Below are 8,980 nucleotides of genomic sequence, written 5' to 3'. Positions count from 1 at the left end.
ACCAGGAAGTCGCGACCGCCGAGCGCGCGGGCCAGCGCCGCCTCGTGCGGGCTCGCCACCACCCCGTCGCAGCCGGCGGCGATGGCCTGGTGGATGCGCCGCTCGACCAGGGCGCGGGCCTTTTCCGCGTAGCCCATCTCCTCCAGGTCAGCATCGGTGAGGCTGGTCAGCACTGTGACGCCGAGGATCTTCAGCGACGAGGCGCCGCGCCCGCGCACCGCGGCGGCCATCACCTGCGGCTCGGCGTGGACGGTGATGAAGTCGCAGCCGGCGCCGGAGATCGCCGCGGCGGCCCGCTGCACCGTGGTCGGGATGTCGTGCAGCTTCCAGTCCAGGAACACCTGCTTGCCCTGGCTCTTCAGCTCGCGGGCCAGCGCCATGCCGTCGGTGGCGAAGAGCTCCAGCCCCACCTTATAGAAGCTGACCGCGTCGCCCAGCGCCGCCACCACCGCGCGCGCCTCCTCCACCGTGGGGAAGTCCAGCGGCACGATGAGGCGTTTATCCGCCGTAAGAGTGGGCGATGCCCCCTTGTCTTGAAGAATTGGCGCGGCTTCGGCCATGGCGAAGGCTCCGGGCAGGAACACGCGCAAGCCGGGGGGTCGGCTGGCGCAGCGATTTGGGCTAAGGCCCGTGGATGATCCATTGGGACTTCGCGGTCAACTTCTTCGTGGCGCTGTTCGCCCTGCTCGATCCGGTCGGGAACGTGCCGGTGTTCGCCGCCTCGACGGTGGGCGCCTCGGGCCGCGAACGCGCGCAGATCGCCCTGGTCATTTCGCTCTTCGTCATGGGATTCCTGACCTTCTTCTACTTCTCGGGCCTCGGCCTGCTGACCTTCTTCGGCATCTCGCTGCCGGCCTTCCGCATCGCCGGCGGGGTGATCCTGTTCGTCCTCGGCCTGAAGATGATCGGCGACGACTTCACCGCGAGCTTCGCCGACGCCGCCGAGGCGAGCGCCGACGACAAGCGCACCTATGTCCGCCGCCGCGTCGAGCAGATGATCGTCCCCTTCGCCATGCCGCTACTGATCGGGCCGGGCGCGATCTCCACGGTGATCATCTATGCCAGCCAGGCCAAGGCCTACGGCCTGCCGGGCGCGGCGATGGGTGTCGGCGCCATCGCGGCGGTGTCGGTGGCGACCCTGGCCTCGTTCCTCGCCACGCCGCTGATCGGCAAGCTCCTGGGCAAGATCGGCCTGTCGATCATCGTGCGCGTGCTGGGCCTGATCCTGTGCGCCATGGCCGTGCAGTTCCTGCTGGCCGGCATCGCCGATTCCACCCACGGCATCATCCGGCCCGAAGCGGCCTGGCCGTATGCGAAGTGACAGTTCCTCCCCGCAGGGGGAGGGGGCTCGCGGCGCAGCCGCGAGACGCAGGGCGTTTCCGCCTCTGAGTCAGCGACAGCCGGCCATCCCGAGCGCCGGAGAGGAAACCCCCTCAGTCAGTCTTCGCGGCCAGCTCCCCCAAGGGGAGCATGGGACCTTTACGCCGTAAAAACCTCATCGCCACGCACCTCGATCGCCCACGGCGTCAGGCGCAGCCCCAGGCACGGGTTTGTCGCGCCCTGGCCGTCGAGGGTGAACAGCGCCCCGTGCCCCGTGCAGAGGATGTGGCCGGCGTCGCGGGTCAGGTAGCGGTCGTCGAGGGTGGCCAGCGGCCAGCCGGCGTGGGGGCATGAGTCCACATAGCCGGCCAGCAACTCGCCCTTGCGGACGACGAAGCCCGCGAAGATCCGGCCCTCCACGCGAAAGCGGAACCCCTTGCCGCCCGGATCGGCGATCTCTTCCAGCGCGCAGAGCCTCACGTCGGGCCCCGGGCGGGCCGGGTTGTCGGCGGCTGACACCTATTCCTCGCGAAGCGGCCGGGAGAGCAGGCCGCGGATCGCCTCGTCGACGCCGACCTCGCCGGCCAGGATCGCGGCGGTCGCCTCGCAGATCGGGACGTCGATCCCGAGCATCTTCGCCAGCTGCCGCACGGCGGGCGCCGAGGCCACGCCCTCGGCCACCGAGAGCTTGCCTTCCAGCGCCTCGCCGAGCGTCTGGCCGCGGCCGATCGCCAGGCCCACGCTCATGTTGCGCGACTGCGGGCTGGAGCAGGTGAGCACCAGGTCGCCCAGGCCGCAGAGGCCGGCGACGGTCTCGGCCTCGCCGCCCAGCGCCACGGCGATGCGGGTCAGTTCGGAGAAGCCGCGGGTGATCAGGGCGGCGTGCGCGCTGCGGCCGAGGCCGCGCCCTTCCACCACGCCGCAGGCGATGGCCAGCACGTTCTTCACCGCCCCGCCGGCCTCGGCGCCGATCATGTCGCCGGCCAGGTAGGGGCGGAACAGCGGGGTGGCGATGGCCTCGGCCAGGGCCTTGCCCAGGGCCTCGTCCGGGCAGGCGAGGGTGACGGCGGTCGGCAGGCCCCGGGCCACCTCGCCGGCGAAGCTGGGGCCGGAAAGCACGGCGGGGGCGGCCTGCGGCAAGGTCTCGGCCAGCACCTCGGTCATCAGCTTCAGCGAGCCCTGTTCGACGCCCTTGGCGCACAGCACCATGGGGACGCCCGCCCGGGCGTGCGGGGCGAAGGCGGCGAGGCTGCCGCGCAGGTGCTGCGCCGGGGTGACGTTGAGCAGGAGGTCGCACGCCGCCAGGTCCGCCAGGTCGCCGGTGGCCGAGACGGGGACGTCGAAGGCGACGCCGGGCAGGAACAGCGGGTTCTCCCGGTCGCGGTTGACGGCGGCCACCACCTCCGGCTCGCGGGCGTAGAGGATGACGTCGAGGCCGGCGCGGGCGCAGACCAGGGCCAGCGCCGTCCCCCAGGCGCCGCCGCCGATGACGCCGGCGGACCTCACGCCTTGGCCCCCTTGCGCCCGGGGGTATGGCTGGGACGGGCCAGGGCGGCGGCCTCGTCCAGCGGCCAGCGGGGCCGGGCGGCGGCGTCGAGCCCGTCGGTCAGGCCGAGCGCCAGCCGCTCGGCGCCGGCCAGGGCGATCATCGCCGCGTTGTCGGTGCAGTAGGCCAGCGGCGGGGCGGCGAAGGAAAAGCCGCGGGCCGCGGCGGCGGCCTCCAGGCCGGTCCGCACCGCGCGGTTGGCGGCGACGCCCCCCGCCACCACGAAGCTCAGGTTCCGGCCCTCGTGCTCGCGGGCGTAGAGCGCCATGGCCCGGTCGGTGCGTTCGCAGAGCTGGCGCACGATGGCGGCCTGGACGGCGGCGGCCAGGTCGCGGCGGCCGGCCGCGTCCGCCACGCCCTCGGCCAGCCGCGCCGCGGCGGCCTTCAGCCCGGAGAAGGAGAAGTCGCAGCCCGCCCGGCCCAGCAGGGCGCGGGGCAGGGTGAAGCGGCGCGGATCGCCCCCCTCGGCGAGCTTCTCCAGCGCCGGGCCGCCGGGGTAGGGCAGGCCGAGCGCCTTGGCGATCTTGTCGAAGGCCTCGCCCGCCGCGTCGTCGATGGTCGAGCCCAGCCGGCGGTGCGCGCCGGGTCCGCCCACGTCGAGCAGCTGGCAATGGCCGCCGGAGACCAGCAGCAGCAGGAACGGATAGGGCAGGTCCGCCGCCAGCCGCGCCGACAGCGCGTGGCCCTCCAGGTGGTTGACGGCGACCAGCGGCAGGCCGCGGGCCAGGGCCACCGCCTTGCCGAACGACAGCCCCACCATCACCCCGCCCACCAGGCCGGGCCCGGCGGTGGCGGCGACGCCGGTCAGGTCGGCGTAGGTCAGGCCGGCGGTTCGCAGCGCCTCGGCGGCGACGGCGTCGATGATCTCCACATGCGCCCGGGCGGCGATCTCCGGCACCACGCCGCCGTAGGGGGCGTGGGCGGCGACCTGGCTGGCCACGATCGAGCTCAGCACGTCCACGCGACCGTCCGCCCCGCGGCGGACCACGGCGGCGGCGGTCTCGTCGCAGCTGGTCTCCAGGCCGAGGATCAGAGCGGGCTGCAAGGGGCCTCCGGTTGCGGGGCGGGGCGCCGTCCTGTAGCAGGCGGGCTCCTGCTCGATCGAGGTAGACCGCCCGCCGTGTCCACGCAACCGCCCGTCCGGATCGGGGCCCGGGGCTCGAAGCTGTCGCTCGCCCAGGCGGGCCAGATGCAGCGCCGCATCGCCGAGGCCCTGGGCGCCGACCCGGCCGACGCCCCTCGCGTCGCGCCCCTGGTGGTGATCGCCACCACCGGCGATCGGGTGCAGGACCGCCGCCTGCTGGAGATCGGCGGCAAGGGCCTGTTCACCAAGGAGATCGAAGAGGCGCTGCTGGACGGGCGCATCGACTGCGCCGTCCACTCCATGAAGGACATGCCGATCGAGCAGCCGCAGGGCCTGTGCATCGCCGCCACGCCGGAACGGGAGGACGTGCGCGACGCCTTCCTGTCGCCCCGGGCCGCGCGGCTGGAGGAGTTGCCGCAAGGCGCCGTGCTGGGGACCGCCAGTCTGCGGCGCCAGGCCCAGGCGCTGCACCGCCGGCCGGACTTGCAGATCGCCTTCCTGCGCGGCAACGTCGACACCCGGCTGGCCAAGCTGGCCGCCGGCGAGGCCGACGCCATCCTGCTGGCGCTCTCGGGCCTGAAGCGCCTGGGGCTGGGCCACCTGCCGCAGAGCCTGCTCGACCCGGTCGAGAGCCCGCCGGCGCCGGGGCAGGGGGCGCTGGCCCTGCAGGTGCGCGACGCCGACCGCGACGTGGCCTGGCTGGAGCCGCTGAAGCACGGGCCGACCTTCCTCACCGTGGCGGCGGAGCGCGGGGCGCTGGCGGCGCTGGAGGGCTCCTGCCGCACGGCCATCGGGGCGCACGCCTGGCTGGCGGAGGGCCGGCTGAAGCTGGTGGTGGAGGCCCTGTCTCCCGACGGACGCCTGCGCTTCCGCCGCGAGGGCGACACGGAGCTCGCCGCCGCCGCCGATCCCTTCGCCGCCGCCCACGGCCTGGGCCTCTCCCTGGGCGGCGCGATCCACGACGAGGCCGGCGACGCCCTCGCCATTCCCGATTGACGGGACGCAGCCGGCGGGCAGGCTTCCGGCCATGAGCGAGCCGCCCCTGAAGGTCTGGATCACCCGCGCCCAGCCGGGGGCCGGCGCCACGGCGGTCCGCGTGCGGGCCCTGGGCCATGAGCCGTTCGTGGCGCCGCTGCTGTCCGTCGCGCCCCAGGGCCGCGGGCCCATCGACCTGGCCGGAGTGGGCGCGCTGGCCTTCACCAGCGCCAACGGGGTTCGCGCCTTCGCCGCCCGCTCGCCGGAGCGCGCTCTTTGCGTCTTCGCCGTGGGCGAAGCCACCGCCAAGGCGGCGCGGGCCACGGGGTTCGCGGAAGTGCTGGCCTCCGACGGCGACGTTGCGGACCTGGCCGAGCGGATCGCCGTGCGGCGCCGCGGCCTGGCGGGCGAGGTGCTGCATCCGGGCGCCGCGGAACCGGCCGGCGACCTGACGGGCCGACTGCGGGGCCTGGGCCTCGCGGCGCGCAGCCTGGCGGTCTACCGTAGCGAGCCGGCGGCGTTTGGCCCGGAGCAGGCGGCGGCGCTCGGCGGCCTCGACCTGGCGCTGGTGCATTCGCCGAAGGCCGCCGCCGCCCTGGCGGAAGTCCTGGCCGCGTTCCCGGCCCCGCGCCTGCGCGTCCTGGCCATCTCCGAGGCGGCGATCAGGCCCTTGGCGGGGACCCCGCTTGCCGGCAAGGTGTTTGCGCCGCGTCCGTCCGAAGCGGCGCTGCTGAACCTGATAGGCCGTCGCGCATGAGCGTCTCGCCGGACCCCGCCGAAGTCAGCGCCCCGCGCGACCCTGCGGACTATCGCCCGCACCGGGTGCTGGGCCCCGGCTTCTGGGTGATGATCGCCTTCAGCGTGCTCTGCGTGGCCGCCGGCGCCGCGGTGGTGGCGTTCGGCCCGCGCTGGCTGGCGCACCGCCCGCAGGCGGCGTCGACGGCGCCCGCCGGCCGCCCGGCCGCCGCCCCGCCGTCCGGCTCCGCCGTCGGCCCGGCCGTCCCGCCGGTCCAGACCGCCCTCGCCCCGTCCGTCGTCCCGGCTGGCGCCGACATCGGCCGGCTCGCCGTACGCCTGGCCGCCGTGGAGCAGGCCCAGGCCCGCACCGCCGAGGTCGCGGCCACCGCGCTGGCCGCCTCGGCCCTGGTGGAGGCCTCGCAGTCCTCGCAGCCCTTCCCGCGCGAGCTGGCGGGCCTGGCGGCGGTCTCCACCCCCACGGACGACCTCGCGGCCCTGCGGCCGCTGGCGGACTCCGGCGCCCCCAGCCGCGCGGCCCTGGCCGCCAGCTTCCCCGACTACGCGGCCCGCGCCGCCAGCGCGAGCCGCGCGCCCGGCGAGGGGGCGGGCCTGCTGGCCCAGGTCCGCTATGCGCTCACCCGGGTGATCACCCTGCGCCGTGTGGGCGACGTGCCCGGCCGCGGCGCCGACGCCGTCCTGGCCCGGGCCGAGCGCCTGGTGGAGGACGGCGACGTCGACCGGGCGCTGAAGGCGCTGGACGCCCTGCCCCCCGCCGTCCGCGACGCGGTCGCCCCCTGGCGGGCCCGCGCCGAGCGCCGCACCGAGATCGACCGCCGGGTCGGCGCCCTGCGCGCCCGCGCCTTGCAGGAGCTCGCCCAGATCGCACGGAGGGCCGGATGATCCGCATCGCCCTGGTCTTCCTGCTGGTCGTCGCGGCCATGGTCGCCGCCCTGGCGGTGGCCGGCGACCCGGGCAAGGCCAGCGTCGTCTGGCTGGGCTGGCGGGCCGACATGACCGCGGCCGCGGCAGCGATCCTCACGGTCGGCTCGGCCCTGGTCGCCATGCTGGTGTGGCGGCTGTTGCTCTGGGTGCTGGAGGCGCCTCGCCGCGCCGCCCGGGCCCGCGCCGACAGCCACCGGCGGCAGGCCGCCGAGGCGCTGAGCCGCGGCTTCCTGGCGGTGGCGGCCGGCGACGGCGCCGAAGCCCGCCGCCTGGCGCTGAAGGCCGCCGACCTGGCGGAGGAGACGCCGGGCCTGGTGCGCGTGCTGGCCGCGCAAGCCGCCGAGGCCGCCGGCGACCGCCTCGCCGCCCAGGGCGCCTATTCCGCCATGCTGGGATTTCCGGAGATGCGGCTGGCCGGCCATCGCGGCCTGATGCTGCTGGCCCAGGCGCAGGGCGACGCCGAGATGGCGCGGGGCCACGCCGAACAGGCCTTCGCCCTGCCGCGCACCGCCCCCTGGGCCTGGCGCGCGGTGCTGGAGGCGCGGCTCGCCGCCGGCGACTGGGACCAGGCGCTGGCCCTGGTGCGCGCCGCCCTGGACCGCAAGATCGTCTCGCCCATCGTCGCGGAGCGGGCGCGCGCGGCCCTGCTCGCCGCCTCCGCCGCGCAGCTCGAGGGCGCGCCCGATCCCAGGGCCCGCGCCCAGGCCCTGGACTACGCCGTCGAGGCGGCCAAGCTGCAGCCGGGGTTCGCGCCGGGCGTGGTGATGGCCGCCCGCCTGCTGGGCGACGACGGCAAGCTGGCCCGCGCCGCGGCCACGCTGGAAGGCGCCTGGAAGACCTCGCCGCACCCGGCGCTGTGGCTGGCCTACCGCGACCTGCGCACCGACGAGACCCCCGCCCAGCGCGCCGAACGGCTGGCCGGCCTGGCGGCCATGAACCCCGGCCACCGCGAAAGCCGCATCCTGGCCGTGGAGCGCGCCCTGGTGGCGGGGGACGCCGCCGCCGCCCGCGTCGCCCGCCAGGCGCTGGAGGCCGAGCCGGTCACAGCCCGCATCGCCGCCCTGTTCGCCCGTGCCGCCTTCGCCGCCGGCCAGCCGGACGAGGCGCGGATGTGGATGGCCAGGGGCCTGGGCGCCCCGCAGGAGCCCGACTGGTCCGACCTCGACCCCGAAGGCCGCGCCTTCGCCTACCAGGCCTCCGACTGGGCGCGGCTGGTGATCACCTTCGCCGAGACGGGCGACCTCATCCACCCGCGTCACGAACGCCGCGAGCGGGGGTTGAGCGAGTTGCCGGAGCTGCCGATCGCCTATGCCGACTCCGCGCCGTTCATCATCGCCGACGGCCTCGGCGCCGCACCCTATCCGGTCGACGAAGAGGGCTACGGCGAGGACGATCCGCCGGCGGTGGAAGACCAGCCGCCGCCTCTGCGCCGCCGCTCGGGCCGTGGCCGCTTGGCGAGCGCGCCGAGAGCCGCTAAATAGGCGCTCCTTCGCGGCCGGGACCTCCCCGAACGCAGCCGGAAAGGCCCATGGGCCGCCTTAGCTCAGCCGGTAGAGCGGCGCATTCGTAATGCGTAGGTCGGGTGTTCGAGTCACCCAGGCGGCACCATTCTTCTAAGCGAGCCAGGGTCCTCCCCCGGCAAACCGCGAGAAGAGGCGCTTAAAACGCCGCCGCCGCCATGTCCTTGAGCCGGGGCAGGACCTGGTCCTTTTCCGAGAGGATCGGCTCGCCGCGGATCGGCCAGTGGATGGCCAGGTCCGGGTCGTTCCAGAGCACGCCGCCCTCGGTCTGCGGCGCGTAGAGGCCATCGACCTTGTAGAACAGCTCGCAGTCGTCGGTGAGGGTCGCGTAGCCGTGGGCGAAGCCGCGGGGGACGAAGAGCTGCTCGCCGCGTTCGGCGGTGAGCTCGGCGCCGACCCACTGGCCGTAGGTCGCCGAGCCTGGACGGACGTCGAGGGCGACATCGTAGATCGCGCCGCTCAGCACGCGCACAAGCTTGGCCTGAGGGTGCGGCGCCTGCTGGAAATGCAGACCGCGGACCGTGCCGGCCCTGGCGTTGAACGCCTGGTTGTCCTGTACGAACTCCGCCGTGACGCCGGCCTCGGCCATGGCCTCGCGGCTCCAGGTTTCGGCGAACCAGCCGCGCGCATCGCCATGGCGCTTCGGCGTGATAAGCAGGACCTCGGCCAGGGCCTGGGGCGTGATCGTCGTCATGTCGGCCCGGATGGGTGGGAGTGAACCTTCGGATGGCGCGCGCCGCGGCGATTGGCAAGCCCCTTGGCCCCCAGGTGAGCGTCGTGGTGGTGGTTTATGAGAGCGGGCCGACGCTGGGCGAATGCCTGGCCGCCGTGCGCGCCCAGACCTATACGGACTAT

The 8,980-nt window shown here is 75.1% G+C and carries 10 protein-coding genes and 1 tRNA gene; 6 read left to right on the top strand and 5 right to left on the bottom strand.

What is annotated here, in order from left to right; translation table 11 throughout:
• Positions 1-560, bottom strand: a 560-nt coding sequence (gene pyrF, locus VGL30_RS04650; protein ID WP_331537276.1) for an orotidine-5'-phosphate decarboxylase, incomplete at its 3' end; no start/stop codon positions are given.
• Positions 561-634: 74 nt separating this feature from the next.
• Between pyrF and VGL30_RS04645 the strand changes: the two genes are divergently transcribed.
• Entirely contained in the window at positions 635-1,321 is a 687-nt protein-coding gene (locus tag VGL30_RS04645) for a MarC family protein (protein WP_331537274.1), read from the top strand.
• Between the two features lie 158 nt (positions 1,322-1,479).
• On the opposite strand, the gene VGL30_RS04640 is transcribed toward VGL30_RS04645, so the two are convergent.
• From VGL30_RS04640 to tsaD, 3 genes are read right to left on the bottom strand one after another with little or no spacing between them, the layout of a single operon-like run.
• Positions 1,480-1,839: a Rieske (2Fe-2S) protein gene (locus VGL30_RS04640; RefSeq protein WP_331537272.1), complete on the bottom strand. Its 360-nt coding sequence runs from the start codon at positions 1,837-1,839 to the stop codon at positions 1,480-1,482.
• Positions 1,840-2,826 carry an NAD(P)H-dependent glycerol-3-phosphate dehydrogenase gene (locus VGL30_RS04635; protein ID WP_331537270.1) on the bottom strand — a complete coding sequence of 329 codons (987 nt, stop codon included), beginning with the start codon at positions 2,824-2,826 and terminating at the stop codon, positions 1,840-1,842. It lies immediately after the preceding gene.
• A complete protein-coding gene (gene tsaD / locus VGL30_RS04630) occupies positions 2,823-3,911 on the bottom strand; it encodes a tRNA (adenosine(37)-N6)-threonylcarbamoyltransferase complex transferase subunit TsaD (protein WP_331537268.1) in 1,089 nt (362 codons plus the stop codon). The genes VGL30_RS04635 and tsaD overlap by 4 nt, the downstream gene beginning before the upstream one ends.
• 75 nt (positions 3,912-3,986) lie before the next feature.
• On the opposite strand from tsaD, the gene hemC reads away from it, so the two are divergent.
• From hemC to VGL30_RS04605, 5 genes are all read left to right on the top strand, one after another.
• Positions 3,987-4,946, top strand: a complete 960-nt coding sequence (gene hemC, locus VGL30_RS04625; protein ID WP_331537266.1) for a hydroxymethylbilane synthase — start codon at positions 3,987-3,989, stop codon at positions 4,944-4,946.
• A 31-nt stretch (positions 4,947-4,977) separates the two neighbouring features.
• Complete coding sequence (locus VGL30_RS04620) at positions 4,978-5,682, top strand: uroporphyrinogen-III synthase (protein WP_331537264.1); 705 nt, start codon at positions 4,978-4,980, stop codon at positions 5,680-5,682.
• Positions 5,679-6,563 (top strand): COG4223 family protein, encoded by an 885-nt coding sequence (locus tag VGL30_RS04615; RefSeq protein WP_331537262.1) that lies wholly within the window; start codon positions 5,679-5,681, stop codon positions 6,561-6,563. Before VGL30_RS04620 ends, VGL30_RS04615 begins: the two co-directional genes overlap by 4 nt.
• The gene (locus tag VGL30_RS04610; protein WP_331537260.1) at positions 6,560-8,086 is read left to right on the top strand and encodes a heme biosynthesis HemY N-terminal domain-containing protein; all 1,527 of its coding nucleotides are present in this window, start codon (positions 6,560-6,562) and stop codon (positions 8,084-8,086) included. The genes VGL30_RS04615 and VGL30_RS04610 overlap by 4 nt, the downstream gene beginning before the upstream one ends.
• Positions 8,087-8,137: 51 nt before the next feature.
• A tRNA-Thr gene (locus tag VGL30_RS04605) sits at positions 8,138-8,213 on the top strand.
• Between the two features lie 51 nt (positions 8,214-8,264).
• On the opposite strand, the gene rfbC is transcribed toward VGL30_RS04605, so the two are convergent.
• Positions 8,265-8,819: a dTDP-4-dehydrorhamnose 3,5-epimerase gene (gene rfbC / locus VGL30_RS04600; protein WP_331537258.1), complete on the bottom strand. Its 555-nt coding sequence runs from the start codon at positions 8,817-8,819 to the stop codon at positions 8,265-8,267.
• Positions 8,820-8,980 lie beyond the last annotated feature (161 nt).

Origin of the sequence: Phenylobacterium sp. (assembly GCF_036502675.1) — a bacterium.
Classification (GTDB): Bacteria; Pseudomonadota; Alphaproteobacteria; order Caulobacterales; family Caulobacteraceae; genus Phenylobacterium.
The sequence above is the reverse complement of the archived record's forward strand: the minus strand, read 5'-3'. Positions and strand labels throughout refer to the sequence as shown.

What these genes read in the sequence shown, in the direction of transcription:
- VGL30_RS04645 (WP_331537274.1), top strand. Translation starts at nt 635, where the DNA reads ATGATCCATTGGGACTTCGCGGTCAACTTCTTCGTGGCGCTGTTCGCC.
- VGL30_RS04620 (WP_331537264.1), top strand. Translation starts at nt 4,978, where the DNA reads ATGAGCGAGCCGCCCCTGAAGGTCTGGATCACCCGCGCCCAGCCGGGG.
- VGL30_RS04615 (WP_331537262.1), top strand. Translation starts at nt 5,679, where the DNA reads ATGAGCGTCTCGCCGGACCCCGCCGAAGTCAGCGCCCCGCGCGACCCT.
- VGL30_RS04610 (WP_331537260.1), top strand. Translation starts at nt 6,560, where the DNA reads ATGATCCGCATCGCCCTGGTCTTCCTGCTGGTCGTCGCGGCCATGGTC.
- rfbC (WP_331537258.1), bottom strand. Translation starts at nt 8,819, where the DNA reads ATGACGACGATCACGCCCCAGGCCCTGGCCGAGGTCCTGCTTATCACG.